The organism is Mycolicibacterium tusciae (assembly GCF_002086795.1).
GTDB classification, from domain to species: Bacteria; Actinomycetota; Actinomycetes; order Mycobacteriales; family Mycobacteriaceae; genus Mycobacterium; species Mycobacterium tusciae.
In genome coordinates this window covers 259,031-281,002 of record NZ_MVIM01000005.1, presented here as the reverse complement: position 1 = coordinate 281,002, position 21,972 = coordinate 259,031, and the positions used below count along the sequence as shown (strand labels likewise).

Below are 21,972 nucleotides of genomic sequence, written 5' to 3'. Positions count from 1 at the left end.
GTCGCACGTCAGTACTGGCGATATCTCCGTTGAACGTGTTCCTGACGGATCCGGATCTGCTCATTGCGTTCGCCGGGAGAGACGACGCGGGTGGCGGCGGGGAGGTGCTGACGCACCTCGCCGAACGCCATCTTGCTGACATTGACCTTCGGGAGTTCGTCAGGAGGCTCAGGGTAGGTCCACCGCGCGGTGAGGAACCCTTGCGTCTGGCCAGTGGTGTCCAGCCAGTTCGGCACACCGGGATCGCGGTGGGCGATCACGAATCGGGTCACGCCGTCGGTGTCTGCTTCGGCTTGAAATCCGTTGAGACTGGTCACGTGGTTGGCATAGTCCAACGACTCACCCCACAGATTGCCGAGATGAAAGCCGGTGTAGGCCGGCTCGACTGGGGCGTCGATCTCGATCAGCAGGGCCTCATCCGCGCCGAGGTCGAACATACCGCCGGAATAGACGTTGGTGCACTGACCGCCGCCCGTCGCGAGGTTCGCCCGCGCGGGTTCGTTGAGCCCGTTCCGAGGCATGAACGTTTGGCCATCGCCATTCCGATCACCGTGTGCCTCCAAGACGACGTCGTAGAACTCGTTCCAGAACTTCATCTGATTCTCGACGATCTCGCCGACTCGACGTATCTTGATAGCCGCGGCAGACGGGTCGATCGGCGGCGGATGCGCACCCTCCCCGCCAGCCTGGACGATCTGGAGATCGGGCGACAGCTCGTTTTCCCAGTCGTGAAAAAGCATGCGCACGATCAAGAATCGGGCATCTTTCGTGTCGTCGCCGATGACCTGACGCGAGGCGATGAAGTTGCCGATGTGATCGGCGGGCCGCGCCGGGGCGACGAGGATCTCGAATTGACCATCGTCGGCCACGACCAGGCCGGTGCTGTCGAGCGATCCGGTGATGGCGCGTTCGGTCGGGCTGAGTTCCGCCAATGTGCCCGAGTCTCCGGCGTATGCGGTGTGCGCTTCGAAAATCATGTACTGCGGCGCCTTGAGGCCCACCAGCCTGCCCCGCACCCGGTAAGTGGCGCCACCGTCGATCGACGCCGACAGGTACAGGGCGTCGGCATTGTCGATGGTCGCCTTGTCCACCGGCTGAATTGCGCGGCGGAAGTATGGGAACGCGGGGTCTTCACACAAGGCGCGCTCGATCGCGCCGAATGTGAAGCCGAGTAGGTAGCGGTATCCCTCGGCGAGCCCCCGCTCGGTCTGTGGGGGCGCGTGCAGATCCGGTGAGTCGATCGCGTCCCTGGCCCTGTTCAGTCCGTCGATCAAGTCGGTCCAGGCGGCGCGGAGTGCGGTCGCGCTTGACTCAGTTGACAATTGCGTCGTCTCCTTTTGTCTCCCAGTTGAAGCGATCGAAAAGGCCGGCCAACTGGGTGTGGATCTCGTGTGGATCAAGGCCGAATTCTTCGAGGCAGTATCGGTGGGCCGACTCATGGCCTTGTCCCAATGCGGAGTCGATTGCCTCGGCGACCGCGGGCCCCAGCTCGAGCCCCAACTCCTCGTAGACGCGGCGCATCGTGAGCGCAGGCCTGCTCACCAGGTCCCGGTAGTCGACCACGCACGAACGCGTTTCCGGATGTCGCGCCAGCACCTCGAGCGGATGTTCGTAGGCATCGAACGACTGGTCGGCCAGAACGCGCAGCGAGTTCTTGATCAACTGATCGTCGCGTCCGCGCAGGGTCCACTCCTTTTGCAGCATCTTGAGGAGGCTCGGGATCGTCTCGTAGGGGTTGCGCACTGGCACAACGAATCTCGCATCGGGGAACGTCTCGATGAGGGCCTCGACGCGCCCGCAAAAGGTCGGGTTCTTACTCAGGTGGGTTCCTCCGCCATTCAGGACGATCTGACGCCGGACACATTCCTTGTAGAAGGTCATCACACGCCTACGCTTGTCTTCGCTCCAGCGGTCGACGTGGTAGAAATCCAGCTCACCCATGTAGGGGAACATCACTATCCAGAAACCGGAGCCCAGCGACCACGTCAACAGGAAGTCGTCCTCTTCGGGGGCGAAGAACCCCGTCTTGTGCATGTCATTGGTCTCAGCGAACGCGCTCTCTTCGATCGCATCGAGTTTGCGTCGGAGGCGCTTCCCCGTCACGTCATCGATTCGGAACAGCAGCCGGAGGAGGCGCTTCTCGAGAAGCGACGGAAAGAACATCTCGTACATCAGCACGTAGCTGAACTGAGGGTCCTTTGCCATCAACCGATGCAGATAGGTGGTGCCACTGCGGGCATGTCCGACACAAAACGTCGGCTCGCGCACCTGTGCCCTACGCAGCGAAGGGAACAGAATGGGATCCAGCGCGAAGCAGATGGCGTGGATAGCGGCGATCGTCGGCACACCGATCAGGAACGCACAGAACATTTTTCGGCGTCGCACCGGATTCGGCTCCTCGCGCAACAGCCTCAGCATCGTGCGGTAGTTGGCCCAGTCGAAGTAGTAGCGCCACCCGGCACCCATCCAAGGAGGCTAGCCCTAGGAATTTGACAATGTCAAGCAACTACCCGAGCGCACTCTTTTTGACGCCTGTCTTCATGGTTCGTCGTCGATCGAAGTTGCCGTTGTGTCCGCGAGGAACCGCGTCAGAAGCCGATCGAAGTCCTCCAGCTCGGAAGCCGACCATCCGGACAGTGCCCGCTGCAGGTGGCGCCGCCGCACGTCCTGCAGTGCTCCCGCGACCCGGTGGCCATCAGGGCTCGCCGCAACGAGTGACACTCGTCCGTCCGCAGGATCCGGCTGTCGAGTGACCAGCCGCGCCTCGACCAGTGCGTTGACCTGCCGTGCCGCCATGCCCACGTCCATGTGAGCGATACGCGCCAGACCACCCATCGGGAGCGGTCCCTCGTCGATGAGGGTTCGGAGCAGGACGTAGGACGGCTGCGCCAGATCCACACCGGCGGCCACCGCCTGCCGGGCGAACATGGAGCGACTGCCGCTCAGCCGCATCACCCTGGCCAGCGTGTGGTTGATGGAGTCCAGCGACCCTTGCCTGCCTGACAACGCCATTGGCAAATCATGCACGCACTGCGGGATGACGCTCAAAGGCGGGCATGAAGCCGGTGCGAGCTCGTCCCTACGTCGCGGACGCGACGATCCGTTCAGCGCGCCGAAGCACCGGGGCATCGACCATCAAACCCTCGAATTGGAACACTCCGCGCTCATCGCGGGCAGCCGCGAGAACCGCCCGTGCCCAGTCGAACTGCTCGTCTGTCGGCGCGTAGGCATCGCGAATGACCGCTACCTGCGATGGATGGATGGCGACCTTGGCGTCGAAGCCCACTGCGACCGCGTCGTCACTTTCCGCGCGGAGGCCGTCGAGGTCCTTGATGTTGAGATAAACGGAATCCAACGCGATCTTGCCGTACGCCTTGGCGGCAAGCAGACTCTGCGACCGCACATGTCTGGCGACGTCGCGGTAACTACCGTCGGGCCACCGGTTGGCGGTGCCGCCGGTGACGGCGAACAGATCCTCTGCGCCCCACATGACCGCGAACGCGTTGTCCATGCGCGCCAGTTCGCTGACCTCCAAGGCGCCGAGCGGTGTCTCGATCAGCACGACCACCTCGCGTGGTGCGAGATCGCGGACCTGGCGCGGTGATTCGGTTTTCGCCAGCATCACGACGGTGTAGTCGGTGCGCGCCAATGCATCGAGATCGAGTTGATGGTCCGGCGTTGCACTCGGGTTGATCCGGACCACGGTGCGGGCGGGATTCAGCGGCGTGTCGATCAGCGCCTGGCGTGCGGCTTCGCGGTCCTTCGCGGCGACACCGTCCTCGAGGTCGAGGATGACGACATCGGCTGCGGCGGCGGCCTTCTCGAACCGTTCAGGGCGGTCGGCAGGACAGAACAGCCAGGCCGGACCGTTGCTGCCTAACGCCATCAGGCCTCCCCGTCGGGCCGCTTGCGCACCATGGTCTTGCGGGACGCGGTCGCCACGATGTCACCGTGCTGATTGCGGCCGATGTGGGAGAAGGTGACGATGCCCTCCCCCGGCCTGCTCTTCGATTCCCGCTTCTCGGTGATCTCGGTCTCCGCGTACAGCGTGTCACCGTGGAAAAGCGGCTTCGGGAACGCGACTTCACCGAACCCGAGATTCCCGACGATCGTGCCCTGCGTCAGCTGCGCCACCGACAACCCGACCAGAGTCGACAGCGTGAACATCGAATTGACCAGCCGCTGGTTGAACGGCGGCAGCGCATCGGAGAACGCGGCATCCAGGTGCAGTGCCTGGGTGTTCATCGTCAGGGTGGTGAACAGGACATTGTCCGCCTCGGTGATCGTCCGTCCCGGCCGATGCTGGTACAGCACACCGGTTTCGAATTCCTCGAACCACAGACCGCGCTGGACAATGACCTTCATGGACTCTTCTCGTCCACTCACAGGCCGGCCTCGCGTGCGATCAGCATCAGCTGCACCTCCGTCGTTCCCTCACCGATTTCAAGGATCTTGCTGTCGCGGTAGTGACGTGCGACCGCATACTCGTTCATGAAGCCGTAGCCGCCGAACACCTGCGTGGCATCGCGGGAGTTGTCCATGGCCGCCTCGCTGGCCACCAGCTTGGCGATTGCGGCGGCCTTCTTGAACGGCTTGCCCGCCAGCATCAAGGCCGCCGCGTCGTAGTACGCGGTTCGGGCGGAGTGTGCACGCGCCTCCATGCGAGCAATCTTGAACGCGATTGCCTGGTAGGCGCCGATCTTCTGACCGAACGCCTCCCGCTCCTTGGCGTACTTCACGCATTCGTCGACGCAACCCTGCGCGGCGCCGACCGACAGCGCGGCGATGGCGATGCGGCCCTCATCGAGGATGCGCAGGAAGTTGGCGTAACCGCGGCCCCGCTCACCGAGCAGGTTCTCCTGCGGTACCCGCACGTCGTCGAAACTCAGCGGGTGGGTGTCCGACGCGTTCCATCCGACCTTGTTGTACGCCGGCTCTGCGGTGAACCCCGGTGTCGGCACAGGCACCAGGATCGACGAGATCTCTTTCCTACGGTCCGTTTGCCCCGTGACCGCCGTGACGGTGACGAGCTTGGTGATGTCGGTCCCCGAATTGGTGATGAACTGCTTGGAGCCGTTGATTATCCAGTGCCCGTCGTCGAGCTTGGCCGTCGTCCTCGTCGCGCCCGCATCGGTGCCGCCACCGGCCTCGGTCAGGCCGAACGCCCCGAGCGCCTTACCGCTCGCCAGCAGCGGCAGCCACTGCTGCTTCTGCTCCTCGTTGCCGAAGCGGTACACCGGCATGGCGCCCAGCGAAACTCCGGCCTCCAGCGTGATGGCCACGCTCTGATCGACCTTGCCGAGCTCCTCCAGCGCCAGGCACAGCGCGAAGTAGTCACCGCCCATACCGCCGTATTCCTCGGGGAACGGCAGGCCGAACAACCCCATATCGGCCATGCCGGCGACGACCTGGTACGGAAACGAGTGCTCTTCATCGTGTTTGGCGGCGACGGGGGCCACCACGCTCTGCGCGAAGTCGCGGACCGTCTTGGCCAGCTGCTCATAGTGATCGGGCAGCATGCCCGTCGCCAGAAAATCGCTCATGTCTGATCTGCTTTCTCACTAGCAGTGATCCGGGCCAATGTCTGACCCACCTTGACCTGGTCGCCGACGGCGACGAGTAGCTCGACCACACCCGCGACCGGGGAGGTCAGTGCGTGTTCCATCTTCATGGCCTCGACGGTCACTACGACGGTTCCGGCCTCGACCGCGTCACGGCCGGAAACGCTTACGGCGACAACCGAACCCGGCATTGGGCTCGTCAGCTCGGCGTCGCCGCCCAGTTCGTCGTCGGGACGCACGGGCGCTTCCCGAACCTCGTCGACGACGGCGGTGTTCCCGTCGCCGGACAGCCAGGTCCGCCCGTCGACGGCCGCGACCAGGTACTCGGTTCGCAGCCCATCCAGGGTAATCGTGAGCATATCGCCGTCGAGAGACGCTGACAGCACGTGAGATTCGCCGTCCTCGACAGCCGCGGTCGCGGTCGCCGGGGTCCCGGTCAGGTAGACGTGATCGGTGCGGTCACCGCAATGCAGGCGAAGCGCCGTCGGCGCGGGCTCTCCGAGCCTCCATCCCGACGGCACCGCCCACAGGTCGGTGACCGGGTCGGGCCAGGCGCGCAGCCACTTGTGGGCGGCCGCGGCGATCAACTCGCGGTCACTCGGCTTCGCGGACTCGAAGTCCGGCATGCGGCGGTCGAGCAGACCGGTGTCGAGGTCGCCGGCGACGACGTCAGGATCGGCCAGCAGGAATCGCAGAAACTCGATGTTCGTGACGACACCGAGGACAGCGGTCTGCGACAGGGCCGTATCGAGGGCGCGGATAGCGCCGGCACGATCCTCGGCGTGCGCGATGACCTTCGACAGCATCGGGTCGTAGTCGCTGCCGACCACGGTGCCGGTTTTCAACCCGGAGTCGAGGCGTACCCCGCGGCCACCGGGCTCGGCAAGGCCCAGCACGGTGCCGCCGGTCGGCAGGAAGCCACGGCCGGGGTCCTCGGCGTAGACGCGCGCCTCGATGGCGTGCCCGGTCAAAGTGATGTCGTCCTGGCTGAACGGCAGCTTGTGCCCCGCGGCGATGAGCACCTGTTGTTCGACGAGGTCGACGCCGGTGACCATTTCGGTCACCGGGTGCTCGACCTGTAACCGGGTGTTCATCTCCATGAAGAAGAACTCGTCCGGCCGGTCGGCGGACACGATGAACTCGACGGTGCCCGCTCCGGCGTATTGCACGCTGCGGGCCGTATCGCAGGCCGCGGCGCCGATGCGGGCGCGAGTGCCCGCATCCAAAAGTGGCGAGGGCGCCTCTTCGATCACCTTCTGATGGCGGCGTTGCAGGCTGCATTCACGTTCACCCAGATGCACCACATTGCCGAAGCCGTCGGCGAGCACCTGCACCTCGATGTGCCTCGGGTTCAACACGAACCGCTCGAGGAACAGGGTGTCGTCACCGAAGGCCGACGCGGCCTCGCGGCGCGCGCTGGCCAGCGCGGCCGCCAATTCCGCCGGCTCACGAACGACCCGCATGCCCTTGCCGCCGCCGCCCGCAGACGGCTTCACCAGGACCGGGTATCCGACCTCGTCGGCACCGGCGATCAGGTCGGCATCGGTGAGGCCGGGCCGTGACACACCGGGAACGACGGGCACACCGAATGCCGATACCGCGGCCTTGGCGGCGATCTTGTCGCCCATCGTCTCGATCGCCCCGACGGGCGGGCCGATGAACACGATGCGCGCGGACTGCAGGGCAGCCGCGAACTGTGCGTTCTCCGAAAGGAACCCGTAACCCGGGTGCACCGCCTGCGCCCCGGTGCGCCGGGCCGCCGCGACCACCGCGTCGATGTCGAGATAGCTCTCACGCGCGGCGGCAGGCCCGATGTTCACGGCAACATCGGCTTCGGCGACGTGACGGGCGCCGGCGTCGGCGTCACTGAACACCGCGACCGAACGGATACCCATCGCTCGCAGTGTGCGGATGACACGGACGGCGATCTCGCCGCGGTTGGCAATCAAGACTGTGTTGAAGGTGTTCACGTCATCACATCCGGAACACGCCATAGGAGACCGGCTCCAGCGGAGCCTGTCCGACAACTGAAAGCGCAAGGCCGAGAACGGTTCTAGTGTCCGCCGGGTCGATCACGCCGTCGTCCCACAGTCGTGCCGTCGAATAGTAGGGGTTGCCCTGATCCTCATACTGCTGACGGATTGGCGCCTTGAACTTCTCCTCATCCTCGGGACTCATGTCGCCACGCACCGTCGCAAGCACCGAGGCGGCCTGTTCGCCGCCCATCACCGAGATCCTCGCGTTCGGCCACATCCACAGAAAGCGCGGCGAATACGCCCGCCCGCACATCGAGTAGTTCCCTGCGCCGTACGAACCGCCGATCACGACGGTCAGCTTCGGCACCCTGGCGCAGGCAACCGCGGTGACCATCTTCGCGCCGTGCTTGGCGATGCCCCCGGCCTCGTAGTCACGGCCCACCATGAAGCCGGAGATGTTCTGCAGGAACAACAGTGGCGTACTGCGCTTGTCGCAGAGCTCGATGAAATGTGCACCCTTGAGGGCCGACTCACTGAACAACACACCGTTGTTGGCGATGATGCCGACCGGGTGACCGTGGATGTGCGCGAACCCGGTTACCAACGTGCTGCCGTACTCGGCCTTGAACTCGGCGAACTCTGCGCCGTCGACGATTCGGGTGATCACTTCGTGGACGTCGTACGGCACACGGGAGTCGACGGGCACCACGTCGTACAGTTCGGTCTGGTCGGCGACCGCGTCGACCGTCTGCCGCACATCCCATGGCAGCGGCTCGCGCGGGCCCAGCGTTCCGACGATGCGGCGGACGATGCGCAACGCGTCGCGGTCGTCGTGTGCCAAATGATCCGTGACGCCGGAGGTTTTGGAGTGCAGATCGCCACCGCCGAGTTCCTCGGCGGTGACGACCTCGCCGGTCGCGGCCTTCACCAGCGGCGGACCACCGAGGAAGATCGTGCCCTGATTGCGGACGATCACGGCCTCGTCGCTCATGGCCGGCACATACGCGCCACCGGCCGTGCACGAGCCGAGCACAGCAGCAATCTGCGGAATGCCCTGGGCGGACAGGTTGGCCTGGTTGTAGAAGATGCGGCCGAAGTGCTCGCGGTCGGGGAACACCTCGTCCTGACGGGGCAGGAATGCCCCGCCAGAGTCGACCAGATAGATGCACGGCAGTCGGTTCTGGCCGGCAACCTCCTGCGCGCGCAAGTGCTTCTTGACGGTGATCGGGTAGTAGGTGCCGCCCTTGACGGTCGCATCGTTGGCGATGATCACGCACTCGCGTCCTGAGACGCGTCCGATGCCGGCGATCATGCCCGCACCGGGGCACTCGTCGTCGTACATGCCGTCGGCGGCAAGCGGTGTCAGTTCGAGAAACGGGCTGCCGGCGTCCAGGAGGCCGTCGACGCGGTCGCGCGGCAGCAGCTTGCCCCGGCTGACGTGGCGTTCGCGGGCACGTACGGGGCCACCGAGCGCCGCAGCGGCGAGCTTGGCGCGCAATCGACCCACCAGCTCGAGGTGGTCCTCGCGATGCGAAATCCGCGTTGTCATCGCAGAAAACCCGTTCGGTTGAGTTAATGACGACTAACTCGTGATATGTTAGTCACGATTAACCGAAATGTCCACCAGCGCGTTTGGAGTGTGTCGATGGCCTCCACTTCGGTGCCTGATCTGGCTGCGACGCGCCGCAGCAAGGCCAAATCCGACCGCCGATCTCAACTGATCGCCGCGGCTGAGCGACTGGTGGCCGAGCGGGGATATCTCGCCGTGCGACTGGAGGACATCGGCGCCGCCGCCGGCGTCAGCGGACCGGCGATCTACCGCCACTTCCCCAACAAAGAAGCGCTGCTCGTCGAATTGCTGGTGGGAATCAGCACACGCCTGCTGGCCGGCGCGACCGAGGTCGTCGCGCGGGCTGACGATGCGCGGTCCGCGCTCGATGGGCTGGTCGACTTTCACCTGGACTTCGCACTCGGTGAATCCGATTTGATCCGCATCCAGGATCGTGACCTTCCCAACCTGCCGCCGAACGCCAAACGTCAGGTCCGAAAGGCCCAGCGGCAGTATGTCGAGATCTGGGTAGATGTGTTGCGGCAGGTGAATAAGTCTCTCGGGGAAGACGATGCCCGGCTGATGGCGCACGCGACGTTCGGACTGCTGAATTCGACGCCACATTCAGTGAAACCAAGTGCCACGAAAAGGGCCGAGGCCAGCGAGCGTGCCGTCCTTCGAGCGATGACGGTTGCTGCGCTGACCTCGGCCGCGGAGACCGTAAGCGGTTAGTACCAGGCTCTACGGCCACCGACGGGACGTCCGACGGACCCGAGAATCCAGAAGACGGCTCCGATAACTACCAGGATTACACCGATTGTCGTCAAAACGCTGATGCCGAAAATGTAACCGAGTACAGCGAGGATGATTCCGAGGATAATCATCGTGACTCCATTTCTCTTAAATTATCAACTGCTAGTGGACTATTGACTGGGCTCCGGGATGTTGCAGTCCGCCACCTTCGGATTGACTCCCGCGTAGTTCAGCGGGCCGACGACGACCGTGAGTGCGATACTCCCCGCAGTCGCGCAGTTGGTTGCGCCAGTTTCAAAGTAACCGCGCTGATAGGCCGCAAATGCGCCGATCAGCAACCAGATGAGCACTAGAACTCCGAGTAGCCCACCACCTCGCATGCTGCGCCTCCATCTCTAATTGCGCCCCAAATCGGCGCGCACGCAGCGTGTTTACCCGGCAGAAAATTTTCCCAAACCTGGGAATGGCAACGATCCGGCTACGGTTCCCGTCGCGGTGAGAAAGCTGTGAGGAGCCATTCGCACATGGCCTTGACCAGCACGGCGCGGTTTTCCCGCTTGTCGATCTCGTGGCCGTCATCATCGAATACCAGGTGTTCGGCGGTGCGCCCACGTGCCCTCAGAGCGGAGTACATCTGCAGTGACTCGTCCGGAGGGACGTTGGTGTCGTTGGCGCCGTGGACGAGCAGCAGCGGCGCGGTCAGCGAATCCACCCGCTGCAGCGGTGACAGTTCCTCGAGCAGGTCGCGGTCGCTGACGGGATGACCGTACTTCGGGTAGGCGGCGGCGGCGATCCACGGCTCGGTGCTGCGGTACCACGTGTTCAAATCGCTCATACCGCAAATGCTGATGCCCGCGGCAAACAGTTCGGGATGGAAGGTAAGCGCAGCCTGCGTCAGGTAGCCGCCGTATGACCAACCGCAGCATGCGATGCGATCGGGATGCGCGTGACCGTTCTGGGCCAGGAAGTTCACCGCATCCGCGACATCGTCGATGGCCGCGAATCGCTTCTCTCTGTCGTCGGCATGCATGAAGGAACGGCCGAACCCTCCTGAGCCGCGCACGTTCGGCAAGAACACCGAAATGCCTGCCTCGAGCAGGGGCGGGAAGAACTCGTTGTAACCGGGCCTACCCTGCCCTTCGGGCCCGCCGTGCAGGAACAACATCGCGCCTATCGGCGTGACCCCGTCGGGTGGCCGGAACAGCCAGCCGGTGAACCTCAGACCGTCACGCGCCGTGATGGTCTCCAGCGTCGGATCGGCTGACACCGGACCAAGACTCGGCTCTCGGTCGACGGGCTCCCATTCGCGAGTACGGGGATCGACCAGTTCGACAGTCGCAGGCATCGACGGGCTTTCGACCGTCATCGCCAGCATCGAGCCCCCGGCGCTGATACTCAGCTCACCGGCCACCATCCCGGGCAGCGGAATCGGCGGGTACGCCGTGTAGTCGGCGAGTTCCAGGATCTGTAATTCGCTGGCGCCGTTGATATTCCACAGTATGGCCACGGTGGACAGGTCGTCGCTGACGGTGAACTCGTCGAGTTCGTATCCCGGTCGCTCGGCGATGACCTGATACGCCACCCCGTCTTCGGTGGTAGTGACCTCGAGCAGCCGGGCATGTTCGGCGCCGTTCTCGCTGCGGATCAGCGCACGCACATACCCTTCGGTGCCGGTGAGCCCGGTCGCGGTCGACGGCTGATACAGCTCGTAAGACTCGCCCTCCAGACCAGCTCGGAGACGGCGCGGAACGTGGTCGTCGAGGATGATTCCCTTGTCGGTGGTGGAACCGGGATCGTAGGGCAGCAAAGCGATTTCGGTAGATCCGCGCAACATGATGAGTTCGCGGTAGCCGCGTGGCCCGACCCGCACAAGTGCGGACCCCGCCCACGCGTCGACCAGCCTGCCGCCCGACCGCCGGTCCAGCACCACGGTGATCCCGTCGGCCGGATCGATCAGGCACGAGCTGCCGACACCGTCATCACCTGTCAGGATCGCCGCGACCCGGGTGCCGTCCCAACCGATCAGTTCTGCGTTGCCTTCGGTGGCTCCAGTAGGCCACTTGTCGATGCGGCGAGCGTCGCGGTCGTCGGGATCGGTTGTGACCACCCAGATCTGGCTTCGAGACCCACCCTCTGGTGCCACCTCACACGCGAGCCAGTATCCGTCCGCGGAATGCATGACCCGATTCACCGGACCCTCGACAGGCAATTCGACGTCACGAGAGGAACTTGCCCGCCAGCCACGCAGGAACCGCTGCACGGCGCGCGGGTACCCGCCGTCGTCGACTATGTGTGCGAACGCGGTGGCGTCCGGCGACATCGATGCCCCGTAGACGCGACGAACCTGCTCAGCCATCGCAACCAGAGTAAACCGAGGTCGTGGGCGGTAAACGTGGCGATCGCGACAGTGCGGGCGGACCCAACCTTTGCCATGAGGGCAGCCTGAGCGCCTGCACAGGTACCCTCGCAGCCATGAGGTGGGCATGACCGATTCACCACACCGCGGCCGTGATGAGCAGTCGGACTCCGACTACGGACCGAACCCGACGCACGGCTATCAGGGCCAACCCGATCCCGCATATGCGAGCCAGGCCCCGTACGGCCCCACCTATCAGACCCCCTCAGCGCCTCCCCCGACCGAGCAATTGCCCTACGGCTACGACCCCTACTCAACCGGCCAGTACGACCCGTACGGCGGCCAGTATCCGCCCGATGGCGCCGGACAACCGCCGGACGAGCCGAAGTCACCCCGCTGGCTGTGGGTGCTGGCCGCGACGGCGGTGCTGACCGTCATCGGCCTGGTGATCGCCTTGGTCGTCGTCTACGACAACAGCTCCCGTCAGGAGACCGTCGTCGCGCCGCCGCCGTCGCTGACCGAGCCCACCACGCCGACCCGAACCCCGTCGACGACCACGTCGCGCACACCCTCGGCTCCGGTGACCCCGCCACCGACCCTTCCCACCGTGCCCACCACCACGGGCACCACTCCAGCCGGTCCCACCGAGACCGTGGTCTACGACGTCACCGGTGACGGCCGGGCCATCAACATCACCTACGTCGACGACGGCGGTCTGCTGCAGACGGAGTTCAACGTCATGCTGCCGTGGAGCAAGGAAGTCCAATTGGCCGAGCCTGCAGACGCTTCCGCGAGCATCAGCATCATCAATGTCGGCCGCGAAGTGACCTGCTCCATCTCGGTCAACGGCGTCGTACTCGAGCAGCGCACCGGTGCCGGCCTGACGATCTGCGCCCCGATCGGCTAGGTCGCCCGCACCCGGCCCGGCGTCTTCACCACCAGCATCGCCAGCATCCCCGCCAAGAGCACCACGACGAGGCCGCCGATGCCCGCGCGGTCGGTACCGAAGATGGCGATGAACGTCGAGAACAACACCGGAGCCAGATAGGACACCGCCCGGCCGGTCGTGGTGTACAGACCGAAGGCGATGCCCTCTTTACCCTCGGCCGACATCCGCAGCATCAGCGTCCGGGCGGCCGACAGCGTCGGCCCGATGAACAAGCACAGCAACAGCCCGCAAATCCAGAACGCCAGGACACCCGACAGCGTCATCAGGATGAGACCGACCACGATCATCGACGCCAGCGAGCCGACGATCACCGGCTTGGCGCCGATCTTGTCGTCGAGGTAGCCCCCGATGATCGCGCCGATGGCGGCGATGATGCTGGCACTCACCCCGAACAACAGCACGTCGGCCGAGGAGACGCCGTAGACCTTGACTCCGAGCACTGCGCCGAAGGCGAATACACCGGTGAGTCCGTCACGGAACACCGCGCTGGCGATCAGGTAGTAGACGACGTGATGATCTCTCGCCCATTCGCTGCGGATTTCGGTCCACAGTTTTCGGTATCCACTGAAGAAACCGCGTGCCTCGACCGGCACCTCGATGTCCGGCTTCGGGCTGGGGACCACGATGAGAACCGGCAGGGCGAGCAGCGCGAACCAGAGGGCGGTGAAGATCATGGCGGCGCGGACGTTCTGGCCGTCGGCGCTGGGCAGATTCAACAGACCGGTGTAATCACCGTCGCCGGAGACGAATCCGAAATAGACCACCAAGAGCAAAACGACGCTGCCGAAGTAGCCTAAGCCGATACCGAATCCGGAGATCTGACCCGAGGTCCGGGGAGTGGACAGCTGGCGCAGCATGGCGTTGTACGGCACGCTCGCCAGGTCGTTACATGCCGAGGTGGCGGCCACCAGGAAGAGACCAAGCGCCAAGTAGCGCCAGTCCTCGCGGACCACGCTCATCGCCACGGTGGACACGACCGACATCACGCTCAGGGCGGCCAGCGCGCGTCGTCGCCGCCACGGTGTTTCAACCCACACGCCGGTGAGGGGGGCCAGCAGTGCGACGGCCAGACCGGCAGCGCCCAGCGCCCACCCGAGCCAGCTCGTCGCGCTGATTTCACCCGGCAGTCCGTCGCCAACGGCGTTGGTGAGGTAGATCGAGAACACGAACGTGACCACGACCGCGTTCAGCCCCGTCGAGCCGAAGTCCCATACCGCCCAGGAGAGGATCTGCGACCGTCGCACCGTCGGCGCGGACGACGTCAGTTCGCTCATCGAGTCTCCTTGGGCCGGAAACTTGAAACTGTAGTCCCGGGGACGCAGAACTCCGGCTGCTGGGCGGTCGTTGGATCGATGTTGTCGGTGGTGATACTTACCGTGCAGATATGTCGCGGTTTCGGTTGCTGCCCACCCCCGGTCAAGAGCAAGCATTGCTAGGACACTGCCGGGACGCCCGGTACGTGTGGAATCTGGCGGTGGAGCAGCAGCGGCATTGGCAGCCGGCCGCAGGGCCCCCGGTTTTGTCGAGCAATGCGCACAGTTGACCGTGGCGCGCGCAGAATGCGGCTGGCTCAGGGCTGGGAGTCAGACGGTGCAGCAGCAGGCGTTGCGCGACTTTTCCCACGCCATGAGAAACTTCTACAACGGCACGCACCGCCGCCCGAAATGGCGTAAAGCCGGTGTGCATGAAGGATTTCGACAGGTCGCTGTGAAACCGCGACACGTCGAGCGGCTGAACCGCCGTTTCGCTCAGGTGTGGGTGTCAAAGGTTGGGTGGGTGCGCTTTCGGCTGTCGCGTCCAGTACCAAACGGGGTCAAGTCGTACCGGGTCAATCGCGACCGAGTTGGTCGCTGGCATATCGCGTTTGCGCACGCGCCTGACCCAATCGCCAGTCCGGGTGACGGCAGCGTGATCGGAATTGACCGCGGCGTCGCCGTGTCAGCTGCGCTGTCGACCGGGGATCTGCTGCGCGCCCCCAGTTTGACCACTGGTGAGTCGAAAAGGTTGAAGGTGTTGCAGCAGAAACTTGCCAGGGCGGAGCGATGTTCGAACCGCCGCGGAAAGACGCGCCGAGGAATCGCGCGACTTAAGCCCCGCGAGAAAGAACGACGAAAGGATTGGGTCGAAAAGACCACGACTGACCTGGCGCGGCGGTTCGATACGATCAGAATCGAGGCTCTCGACGTGCGGATGATGACCCGCTCCGCGCGCGGCACAGTCGACCAACCCGGCACTCGGGTTGCCCCGAAACGAGCGCTGAATCGCGCCATCGGCCGTAGTGGCTGGGGCCAACTCGCCACGCGCTTACAGCAAAAGGCGTACGGCAGAGTTGAGCAGATCCCGGCTGCGTTCACGTCGCAAAAATGCTCCGCGTGCGGATACGTCGCACCCGAGAACCGTAAGAGCCAAGCGGTCTTCGAGTGCCAAGTCTGCAGCGCGGGGCAGTGCAACGCCGACATCAACGCAGCTCGCAACATCGCCGCCGGACGGGCGGTGACAGCACGGGGAGACCTCGCCGCTAGGCGGTCCGCGAACCGTGAACCAGAACTACCACTCGTACCGTTAACGTGGGGTGGCAGTAAAATCCCCGGGCATTAGCCCGGGGAGGACGTCAAGATATAGTCCGGCGCATGCCAGTACCCGCTCCCAGCGAAGATGCCCGAGCCGTCGTCACCGGCGCATCGCAGAACATCGGCGAAGCTCTGGCCCTCGAACTCGCCGCGCGCGGGCACCACCTGATCATCACCGCCCGCCGCGAAGACGTCCTGCGGACGCTGGCGGACCGGATCAGCGGCCAGTACGGCGTGACGGTCGAGGTGCGTCCCGTCGACCTCGCCGATCCCGCCGAACGCGGAAAGTTCTGTGAAGAGTTGGCCGTCCGGAACATCTCGATCCTGTGCGCGAACGCGGGCACGGCGACGTTCGGACCCGTCGCATCCCTGCCCGCCGAGGGTGAGCAGGCCCAGGTGCAACTCAATGTCCTTGGCGTGCACGACCTTGTGCTCGCCGTATTGCCGGGAATGGTGGCGCGCAAGGCCGGTGGCATCTTGATTTCCGGTTCCGCCGCCGGCAATTCGCCGATACCGAACAACGCCACCTATGCGGCGAGTAAGGCGTTCGTCAACACGTTCAGTGAGTCGCTGCGCGGCGAACTCAAGCGCGACGGCGTCCACGTCACGCTGCTCGCTCCCGGACCGGTGCGCGAAACGCTTCCGTCGGAGACCGAACAGTCGCTCGTCGAGAAGCTGATCCCGGACTTCTTGTGGATCTCCACCGAGTACACCGCCAAGCTGTCGCTGGATGGCTTGGAGCGCAACAAGATGCGCATCGTTCCCGGTATCACCAGCAAGGCGATGTCGGTCGGCGCCGGCTACACACCACGCGCGATCGTGACGCCGATCGTCGGCGCCGTCTACAAGAAGCTCGGCGGCGGCTAACGCCTGCGGCGACGCCCCGTGCCGAAGATGCTGCGCGTGATCTCGCGGCCGATCACCGTGCCCGCCGAGCGCATCGCACTCTTGAACGCCGGACTGTCCATCACCTTCTCGAGCATCCCGGGTTCGGCAGTCCCACGGCTCTTCATCTCGCCTGATGCCGTCGCTCCCCCGACGTCGACCGGGAGTGGCGGCGGCAGCTGCGGGTCGGCCGCCGGCGCGGTCGGTTCTGGCGGCGCCATCCGGGCCGACAGCCGCTCATAGGCCGAGTCGCGGTCGATCGTCTGGCCGTACTCGGCCTGCAGCGGGCTGGCCTTGGCGGCCGCACCGATCGCCTCGGGCCCGATGGTGTCCATCAGCGAGCGCGGGGCCCGCATCCTGGTCCACGCCACCGGTGTCGGTGCGCCGTTTTCCGAAAGCACGGTGACGATCGCTTCGCCGATGCCCAGCGACGTCAACGCCGTCTCCAGGTCGTAGACCTGAGTTTTCGGGTACGTGCGCACCGTCTTCGACAACGCTTTCTGGTCATCGGGGGTGAACGCGCGAAGCGCATGCTGAACCCGCGCACCCAACTGCGAAAGCACGGCGTTGGGCACGTCGGTCGGCAGCTGGGTGCAGAAGAATACGCCGACGCCCTTGGAGCGGATCAACTTGACGGTCTGCTCGACCTGTTCCAGGAAGGCCTTCGAAGCGTCGCTGAAAAGCAGGTGGGCCTCGTCGAAGAAGAACACCAGCTTCGGCTTGTCGATATCACCGACCTCGGGCAGCGTCGTGAAGAGATCGGCGAGCACCCACATCAGGAACGTCGAGAACATCACCGGCCGCGCCGCCTGCTCACCGACCTCGAGCAGCGTGATGACACCGCGGCCCTGCGCGTCGACGCGCATCAGGTCCTTGGGCTCGAGTTCGGGCTCACCGAAGAACGTGTCGCCACCGTCGGCCTCGAGGTTGACCAGGGCCCGGAGGATGACACCGGCCGTGGTCTTGGACACCGCGCCGAGCGCCTTCAGTTCGGCCTTGCCGTCGTCGCCGGTGAGGAACTGGATCACCGCACGCAGATCCTTGAGGTCTAGCAGCGGCAAGCCCTTCTGGTCGGCCCAGTGAAAGATCAACCCCAGCGTGGACTCCTGGGTTTGGTTGAGCCCCAACACTTTTGCCAACAGAATCGGACCGAAACTGGAGATGGTAGCCCGCACCGGGACACCGATTCCGGCGGTGCCGAGCGACAAGAACTCCACCGGGTGGGCGGTAGGCGTCCACTCGTCGCCGGTGTCTTTAGCGCGCTGCTCGATCTTGTCGTTCGGCTCGCCGGGCGCACGCAGGCCCGACAAGTCGCCCTTGATGTCGGCCATCAGGCAGGGCACACCGGCCGCGGACAGCTGCTCGGCCATCACCTGCAGCGACTTGGTCTTACCCGTACCGGTGGCGCCCGCGACGAGGCCGTGCCGATTGACGGTGGCCAACGGAATGCGGACCCGCGCCGTCGGATCGCAGAGGCCGTCGACGACGACCGTGCCCAACTCCAGGGCCGGGCCCTCGAACGCGTAACCGGCGGCGATTTGCTGGGCTCCAGTGACGCTCGACGCGTTGGTCATGGTCGCAAACAGTACTGTTGAGCGCTGTGCGTGACGAACTCGTGTGGATCGACTGTGAGATGACCGGCCTCGACCTGGGGACCGACCGGCTCATCGAGATCGCGGCGCTGGTGACCGACGCCGACCTCAACATCCTGGGCGAGGGCATAGACGTCGTGATCCACGCCGACGATGAAGCGCTGACATCGATGGTCGATGTGGTCAGGGACATGCACGCCCGATCGGGCCTGACCGAGGAGGTGCGGGCTTCGACGGTCGACATGGCGGCCGCCGAAGAACTCGTCCTCGACTACATCCGCACGCACGTCAAGCAGGCCAAGACGGCTCCGCTGGCCGGCAACTCGATCGCCACCGATCGTGGGTTCATCGCGCGGGACATGCCCAAGCTCGACGACTTCCTGCACTACCGCATGATCGACGTCAGCTCGATCAAGGAACTGTGCCGGCGCTGGTATCCCCGGATCTACTTCGGCCAGCCCGAAAAGGGTCTGGCCCACCGCGCCCTAGCCGACATCCACGAGTCCATCCGCGAGCTCAAGTACTACCGTCAGACGGCCTTCGTCGCCCCGCCCGGGCCCTCGACCAGTGATATCGCCGCGATCGCCGGCCAGCTAGGCCCGCCGAACGGCGACTCTGCGGATATCGATTCGGCTGCAGAGCGCCCGAGCGGCTAGTATCGACGACGCCGCAGATGCTGCGGCGATGGTGGCTGTAGTTCAGTTGGTAGAGCACCAGGTTGTGATCCTGGCTGTCGCGGGTTCGAGTCCCGTCAGCCACCCAAACAAGTCAGGGAGCGATTCCGCTCCCTGACTTTTTTGTTGCGATCAGACGCTCGCGTTGCCCGACTTCCATTGGCTCCACGGAATGTTCCAGTCGCCGAGGCCGTCGGTGCCCGGAAGGATCGAGCCGACTGTGTTATTTATCTCCACGATGTCGCCGCGCTTGGAGTTGTCGTAGAACCACTGCCCGTTGCTCGTGCTCACGTTGATGCACCCGTGGCTGACATTGCTGTAGCCCTGGCTACCCACCGACCACGGTGCGGCGTGCACATAAATGCCGCTGTAGGAGATCTGGGTGGCCCAGTCGACCTCGGTGCGGTAGCCGTTGGCTGAGTTCGTCGGCACGCCGTAGGTCGACGAATCCATCACCATGTGGGAGCGGCGGTCACCGACGATGTAGGTGCCGTTGTTGGTCGGCGTGCTGTTCTTGCCCATCGAGACGGGCATGGTCTTGATGACCTCGCCGTTGCGCGTCACCGTCATCGTCTTGGTGCTGTCGTCGATGCGGGTGATCACCTCGTCGCCGATGGAGAAGTGCGTGGTGATGTTCTCCTGACCGAACAGGCCGTCGCCCAGGTCGACGCCGTAGGTGTTGACCGCCACCTCGACTTTGGTGCCCGGCTTCCAGTAATTCGCGGGCCGCCAACGTACTTCGCGATTGTTCAGCCAATAGAAGGCGCCTTCGACGGGCGGCGTGGTCGTGATCTTGATGGCCTGCTGGGCAGCCAGGCGGTTCGGAATGTTCTCGTCGAACTGAACGGCGACCGGCTGACCGATGCCGACGACCTCGCCCTCGCTGGGCACCACATAGGCCATCGTGAGGTTCTCCGGCGAGTGCGTCTCGAATGTCATCTGCCGAGAGGTGGCACCGCCCAGGCCGAGCGCCTCAGCGGTCAGCGTGTAGCGCTTGTTGTAACCGAGTGGCTCGGTGGTAGCCCACTGGAGGCCGTCCTTGCTCAGCTTGCCCTGCACGGGCTCGCCGTCTTCATTGACCATGGAGACCGCGCCGAGCACGCCGTCTTCCGCCCCGACGGTCACCGGCGACGCGGCGCTCACCCCTACGTCCCCGTCCTTGACCGTCGTCGCCAGCTTGGGAAGCAGCAGGTCGCCGAACGGTGTGCCCTTGTCGGCGATCACCTGAGGCTGCGGCGGCGCGGAACTGCCACTGCACGCCGACAGCCCAAGCACGAGCGCGGGAATGAGCGCGATGACGGTCAGCCATCGACGATTGCGACGCGGACCGGCCACGGATCTGACCTGCCACATTGTTTGCTCCACCTCACGAATAGAAGAATCTCTGGGAATAGTCTAAGGGCACCGATGACCCGAGGCGCGACGACAGCGTCGCTCTCCAGCGGCGGGCGAGTAACGATTTCGCGCGCGCCGCGCGGCCTGTTATCGTCTCACACGCAGCGCCGTTAGCTCAGTTGGTAGAGCAGCTGACTCTTAATCAGCGGGTCCGGGGTTCGAAACCCTGACGGCGCACCAGTAAATCCCTGTCGCGGCCTGGCGCCGCAAGCGCCGACGTTGTCAGCATTCCAGTCGGACGAGTGAACAGTCGTCGGTGAAGGTGCCCGACGGCGTGAGACCCCGCAGTGTTTCGACAAGGACGTCGAGCGACGATTCGTGCAGCCGGGTGAACAGGTCTTTGAAATCCCTCAGGGACATTGGGCGGCCGTCGACGCAGGCATCCTCGTAGGCGCCGTCGCTGTAGAGAAGGATGCGGCAGCCCGGCGGCACCGCGTAGCTGCGCGAGGTGTAGCGGGCATCATCGAACATCCCGAGAGGTTTTCCACCGGTGGACAATTGGGTGCTGGTGGCATCGGGACCGACGGCAATGGCCGGGGGGGCACCCGCGCTGGCGTAGCGAAGCGTGCGCGAGGACACCTCGTATACCCCGAACCACATCGTCAGGTAGTTCCCGTCGTGCTTGTCCATCTCGAACAGCTGGTTGAGTTCGGCCAGCACCTGATCAGGGGCCAGCAGTGTGCTCGTGGGCAGGGAGCCCGAGCGCAACAGATTGTGCACCGACACCGACAACAGTGCGGGGCCGATTCCGTGCCCGGAGACGTCAATCAGGTAGGCGATCAGGTGATCGTCGTCAATCCAGCGGTAGTCGAAGCTGTCCCCGCCAAGCTGCTGGGACGGCAGGTAGCGCGAGGACACTCGCACAGGTCCTTCCAGGTCACCCGGCAGGATCGACGAGACATAGTCGGATGCGCTGTCCAGTCCCGCCGTGAGGAGGCCGGTGCTGTGACGGATCTCTTCGTTGGCTTGCTCCAGGGCGACTGTTCGGTCGCGTACCCGTTGTTCCAGTTCGGAGTAGACCTGCACGTTTTCCATGGCGATCGAAGTCGCATCGGCTAGGGCCTGCAGTAGGGAGACCTCCTGCCCGGAGGGGTGTCGCGCACGCGCCCAGTAGTTGCCGATCGCCCCGATCGGGTCGAGCTTGCGGATGGGAACCATCACCAGGCTCTTCACGAATGTGGGCCGGTACGCCTCGTGGGGTACGCGGTCATCGCTATAGATATCCGGAATGACCGCCGACTCGCGGTTGAGCATCGCCCAGCCGCTGACACAGGCCTCCAGGGGAAAACGGCTGCCCTTCCACAGCGGGGCGATCGCATCCTCGTCGGCGTAGTAGCACTTGTCATCGTCGCGCAACACGAAACTTGCGCCGTCGCAACCGGTGAGTTCGCGAGCAGCGGTACGGACAATGCGCTGCACCTCCGGCAGGCTTCGTGCCAGCGACAGCTCCTGGACCGCTTGCACCAACCGCGCCATCCCACGGGCATAGTCGGTGTCGTTGAATTCGCCGCTCTCGGCAAGCAACCTAAGTGGAAAAGTCTGAGCCTCCATGCCGCCCCCCTCACTGACCCACCATGATGGAGTCACTCGGTGGGTAATCGGCGGCTGGCGCCGTCAACACTCCAATGTCCCATAGGCGGCAAGGTTCCGCAGGCGTGCTCCCGCATCGCCCCATTTTGGTTACGGTCCAGGCCGTCGCCGGCCCACCCAAC

General features: G+C 64.7%; 21 protein-coding genes and 2 tRNA genes. 8 read left to right on the top strand and 15 right to left on the bottom strand.

Annotation, left to right across the window (positions count from 1 at the left end; translation table 11 throughout):
• Positions 1 to 8 precede the first annotated feature (8 nt).
• The 8 genes from BST47_RS12190 to BST47_RS12155 form a co-directional block, all read right to left on the bottom strand.
• Complete coding sequence (locus BST47_RS12190) at positions 9 to 1,322, bottom strand: hypothetical protein (RefSeq protein ID WP_083125789.1); 1,314 nt, start codon at positions 1,320 to 1,322, stop codon at positions 9 to 11.
• The gene (locus tag BST47_RS12185) at positions 1,312 to 2,466 is read right to left on the bottom strand and encodes a sulfotransferase family protein (RefSeq protein WP_083125788.1); all 1,155 of its coding nucleotides are present in this window, start codon (positions 2,464 to 2,466) and stop codon (positions 1,312 to 1,314) included. The genes BST47_RS12190 and BST47_RS12185 overlap by 11 nt, the downstream gene beginning before the upstream one ends.
• A gap of 72 nt (positions 2,467 to 2,538) precedes the next feature.
• A complete protein-coding gene (locus tag BST47_RS12180; protein WP_083125787.1) occupies positions 2,539 to 3,012 on the bottom strand; it encodes a MarR family winged helix-turn-helix transcriptional regulator in 474 nt (157 codons plus the stop codon).
• Between the two features lie 67 nt (positions 3,013 to 3,079).
• Entirely contained in the window at positions 3,080 to 3,886 is an 807-nt protein-coding gene (locus BST47_RS12175; RefSeq protein WP_083125786.1) for an HpcH/HpaI aldolase/citrate lyase family protein, read from the bottom strand.
• Positions 3,886 to 4,365 carry a MaoC family dehydratase gene (locus tag BST47_RS12170; protein ID WP_083125870.1) on the bottom strand — a complete coding sequence of 160 codons (480 nt, stop codon included), beginning with the start codon at positions 4,363 to 4,365 and terminating at the stop codon, positions 3,886 to 3,888. The genes BST47_RS12175 and BST47_RS12170 overlap by 1 nt, the downstream gene beginning before the upstream one ends.
• Positions 4,366 to 4,382: 17 nt before the next feature.
• Positions 4,383 to 5,543: an acyl-CoA dehydrogenase family protein gene (locus BST47_RS12165; protein WP_083125785.1), complete on the bottom strand. Its 1,161-nt coding sequence runs from the start codon at positions 5,541 to 5,543 to the stop codon at positions 4,383 to 4,385.
• Complete coding sequence (locus BST47_RS12160) at positions 5,540 to 7,555, bottom strand: acetyl/propionyl/methylcrotonyl-CoA carboxylase subunit alpha (RefSeq protein ID WP_083125784.1); 2,016 nt, start codon at positions 7,553 to 7,555, stop codon at positions 5,540 to 5,542. Before BST47_RS12160 ends, BST47_RS12165 begins: the two co-directional genes overlap by 4 nt.
• The gene (locus BST47_RS12155; protein WP_083125783.1) at positions 7,536 to 9,086 is read right to left on the bottom strand and encodes a carboxyl transferase domain-containing protein; all 1,551 of its coding nucleotides are present in this window, start codon (positions 9,084 to 9,086) and stop codon (positions 7,536 to 7,538) included. Before BST47_RS12155 ends, BST47_RS12160 begins: the two co-directional genes overlap by 20 nt.
• Positions 9,087 to 9,182: 96 nt before the next feature.
• Here BST47_RS12155 and BST47_RS12150 point away from each other — a divergent pair, with 96 nt between their 5' ends.
• Complete coding sequence (locus tag BST47_RS12150) at positions 9,183 to 9,818, top strand: SACE_7040 family transcriptional regulator (protein ID WP_083125782.1); 636 nt, start codon at positions 9,183 to 9,185, stop codon at positions 9,816 to 9,818.
• Here BST47_RS12150 and BST47_RS31080 read toward each other — a convergent pair.
• The 3 genes from BST47_RS31080 to BST47_RS12140 all read right to left on the bottom strand — a co-directional run bounded on the left by BST47_RS31080 (position 9,815) and on the right by BST47_RS12140 (position 12,195).
• A complete protein-coding gene (locus BST47_RS31080) occupies positions 9,815 to 9,970 on the bottom strand; it encodes a DUF6131 family protein (protein ID WP_170311149.1) in 156 nt (51 codons plus the stop codon). The genes BST47_RS12150 and BST47_RS31080 overlap by 4 nt on opposite strands.
• Before the next feature lie 39 nt (positions 9,971 to 10,009).
• Positions 10,010 to 10,219 (bottom strand): hypothetical protein, encoded by a 210-nt coding sequence (locus BST47_RS12145; protein WP_083125781.1) that lies wholly within the window; start codon positions 10,217 to 10,219, stop codon positions 10,010 to 10,012.
• Positions 10,220 to 10,317: 98 nt separating this feature from the next.
• Positions 10,318 to 12,195 (bottom strand): alpha/beta hydrolase family protein, encoded by a 1,878-nt coding sequence (locus BST47_RS12140; protein WP_234809670.1) that lies wholly within the window; start codon positions 12,193 to 12,195, stop codon positions 10,318 to 10,320.
• Between the two features lie 127 nt (positions 12,196 to 12,322).
• Between BST47_RS12140 and BST47_RS12135 the strand changes: the two genes are divergently transcribed.
• The gene (locus BST47_RS12135; RefSeq protein WP_083125780.1) at positions 12,323 to 13,102 is read left to right on the top strand and encodes an MmpS family transport accessory protein; all 780 of its coding nucleotides are present in this window, start codon (positions 12,323 to 12,325) and stop codon (positions 13,100 to 13,102) included.
• Here BST47_RS12135 and BST47_RS12130 read toward each other — a convergent pair.
• Complete coding sequence (locus tag BST47_RS12130; protein ID WP_083125779.1) at positions 13,099 to 14,418, bottom strand: MFS transporter; 1,320 nt, start codon at positions 14,416 to 14,418, stop codon at positions 13,099 to 13,101. The two genes, BST47_RS12135 and BST47_RS12130, sit on opposite strands and share 4 nt — an antisense overlap.
• Positions 14,419 to 14,528: 110 nt before the next feature.
• Here BST47_RS12130 and BST47_RS31625 point away from each other — a divergent pair, with 110 nt between their 5' ends.
• Genes BST47_RS31625 through cmrA form a run of 3 tightly spaced genes read left to right on the top strand, consistent with a single transcriptional unit; the run spans position 14,529 to position 16,581 of the window.
• Positions 14,529 to 14,687, top strand: coding sequence for a helix-turn-helix domain-containing protein (locus BST47_RS31625; protein WP_420094031.1), 159 nt, complete (start codon positions 14,529 to 14,531; stop codon positions 14,685 to 14,687).
• 47 nt (positions 14,688 to 14,734) lie between these two features.
• Entirely contained in the window at positions 14,735 to 15,742 is a 1,008-nt protein-coding gene (locus tag BST47_RS12125) for an RNA-guided endonuclease InsQ/TnpB family protein (protein WP_234809669.1), read from the top strand.
• Positions 15,743 to 15,774: 32 nt separating this feature from the next.
• Positions 15,775 to 16,581 carry a mycolate reductase gene (gene cmrA, locus BST47_RS12120; RefSeq protein WP_083125778.1) on the top strand — a complete coding sequence of 269 codons (807 nt, stop codon included), beginning with the start codon at positions 15,775 to 15,777 and terminating at the stop codon, positions 16,579 to 16,581.
• Here the strand turns inward: cmrA and BST47_RS12115 are convergent.
• The gene (locus BST47_RS12115) at positions 16,578 to 18,173 is read right to left on the bottom strand and encodes a helicase HerA-like domain-containing protein (protein ID WP_083125777.1); all 1,596 of its coding nucleotides are present in this window, start codon (positions 18,171 to 18,173) and stop codon (positions 16,578 to 16,580) included. The genes cmrA and BST47_RS12115 overlap by 4 nt on opposite strands.
• Before the next feature lie 26 nt (positions 18,174 to 18,199).
• Here BST47_RS12115 and orn point away from each other — a divergent pair, with 26 nt between their 5' ends.
• Together orn and BST47_RS12105 are read left to right on the top strand one after the other, a co-directional pair.
• A complete protein-coding gene (gene orn / locus BST47_RS12110; RefSeq protein WP_083125776.1) occupies positions 18,200 to 18,847 on the top strand; it encodes an oligoribonuclease in 648 nt (215 codons plus the stop codon).
• Between the two features lie 31 nt (positions 18,848 to 18,878).
• Positions 18,879 to 18,951 (top strand) — tRNA-His (locus BST47_RS12105).
• 46 nt (positions 18,952 to 18,997) lie between these two features.
• On the opposite strand, the gene BST47_RS12100 is transcribed toward BST47_RS12105, so the two are convergent.
• Positions 18,998 to 20,218, bottom strand: coding sequence for a L,D-transpeptidase (locus BST47_RS12100; RefSeq protein WP_083125775.1), 1,221 nt, complete (start codon positions 20,216 to 20,218; stop codon positions 18,998 to 19,000).
• Positions 20,219 to 20,364: 146 nt separating this feature from the next.
• Here BST47_RS12100 and BST47_RS12095 point away from each other — a divergent pair.
• Positions 20,365 to 20,440: transfer RNA gene (locus BST47_RS12095), tRNA-Lys, on the top strand.
• A gap of 42 nt (positions 20,441 to 20,482) precedes the next feature.
• Here BST47_RS12095 and BST47_RS30460 read toward each other — a convergent pair.
• Complete coding sequence (locus tag BST47_RS30460; RefSeq protein WP_122984569.1) at positions 20,483 to 21,811, bottom strand: PP2C family protein-serine/threonine phosphatase; 1,329 nt, start codon at positions 21,809 to 21,811, stop codon at positions 20,483 to 20,485.
• Positions 21,812 to 21,972: the final 161 nt, after the last annotated feature.

Coding starts and splice junctions, on each gene's coding strand:
- BST47_RS12180 (WP_083125787.1), bottom strand. CDS start 3,012: ATGGCGTTGTCAGGCAGGCAAGGGTCGCTGGACTCCATCAACCACACG.
- BST47_RS31080 (WP_170311149.1), bottom strand. CDS start 9,970: ATGATTATCCTCGGAATCATCCTCGCTGTACTCGGTTACATTTTCGGC.
- BST47_RS12160 (WP_083125784.1), bottom strand. CDS start 7,555: ATGGCGTGTTCCGGATGTGATGACGTGAACACCTTCAACACAGTCTTG.
- BST47_RS12155 (WP_083125783.1), bottom strand. CDS start 9,086: ATGACAACGCGGATTTCGCATCGCGAGGACCACCTCGAGCTGGTGGGT.
- BST47_RS12100 (WP_083125775.1), bottom strand. CDS start 20,218: ATGTGGCAGGTCAGATCCGTGGCCGGTCCGCGTCGCAATCGTCGATGG.
- BST47_RS12185 (WP_083125788.1), bottom strand. CDS start 2,466: ATGGGTGCCGGGTGGCGCTACTACTTCGACTGGGCCAACTACCGCACG.
- BST47_RS12175 (WP_083125786.1), bottom strand. CDS start 3,886: ATGGCGTTAGGCAGCAACGGTCCGGCCTGGCTGTTCTGTCCTGCCGAC.
- BST47_RS12170 (WP_083125870.1), bottom strand. CDS start 4,365: ATGAAGGTCATTGTCCAGCGCGGTCTGTGGTTCGAGGAATTCGAAACC.
- BST47_RS12140 (WP_234809670.1), bottom strand. CDS start 12,195: ATGGCTGAGCAGGTTCGTCGCGTCTACGGGGCATCGATGTCGCCGGAC.
- BST47_RS12115 (WP_083125777.1), bottom strand. CDS start 18,173: ATGACCAACGCGTCGAGCGTCACTGGAGCCCAGCAAATCGCCGCCGGT.
- BST47_RS12165 (WP_083125785.1), bottom strand. CDS start 5,543: ATGAGCGATTTTCTGGCGACGGGCATGCTGCCCGATCACTATGAGCAG.
- BST47_RS12145 (WP_083125781.1), bottom strand. CDS start 10,219: ATGCGAGGTGGTGGGCTACTCGGAGTTCTAGTGCTCATCTGGTTGCTG.
- BST47_RS12130 (WP_083125779.1), bottom strand. CDS start 14,418: ATGAGCGAACTGACGTCGTCCGCGCCGACGGTGCGACGGTCGCAGATC.
- BST47_RS12150 (WP_083125782.1), top strand. CDS start 9,183: ATGGCCTCCACTTCGGTGCCTGATCTGGCTGCGACGCGCCGCAGCAAG.
- BST47_RS12135 (WP_083125780.1), top strand. CDS start 12,323: ATGACCGATTCACCACACCGCGGCCGTGATGAGCAGTCGGACTCCGAC.
- BST47_RS31625 (WP_420094031.1), top strand. CDS start 14,529: ATGTCGCGGTTTCGGTTGCTGCCCACCCCCGGTCAAGAGCAAGCATTG.
- cmrA (WP_083125778.1), top strand. CDS start 15,775: ATGCCAGTACCCGCTCCCAGCGAAGATGCCCGAGCCGTCGTCACCGGC.
- BST47_RS30460 (WP_122984569.1), bottom strand. CDS start 21,811: ATGGAGGCTCAGACTTTTCCACTTAGGTTGCTTGCCGAGAGCGGCGAA.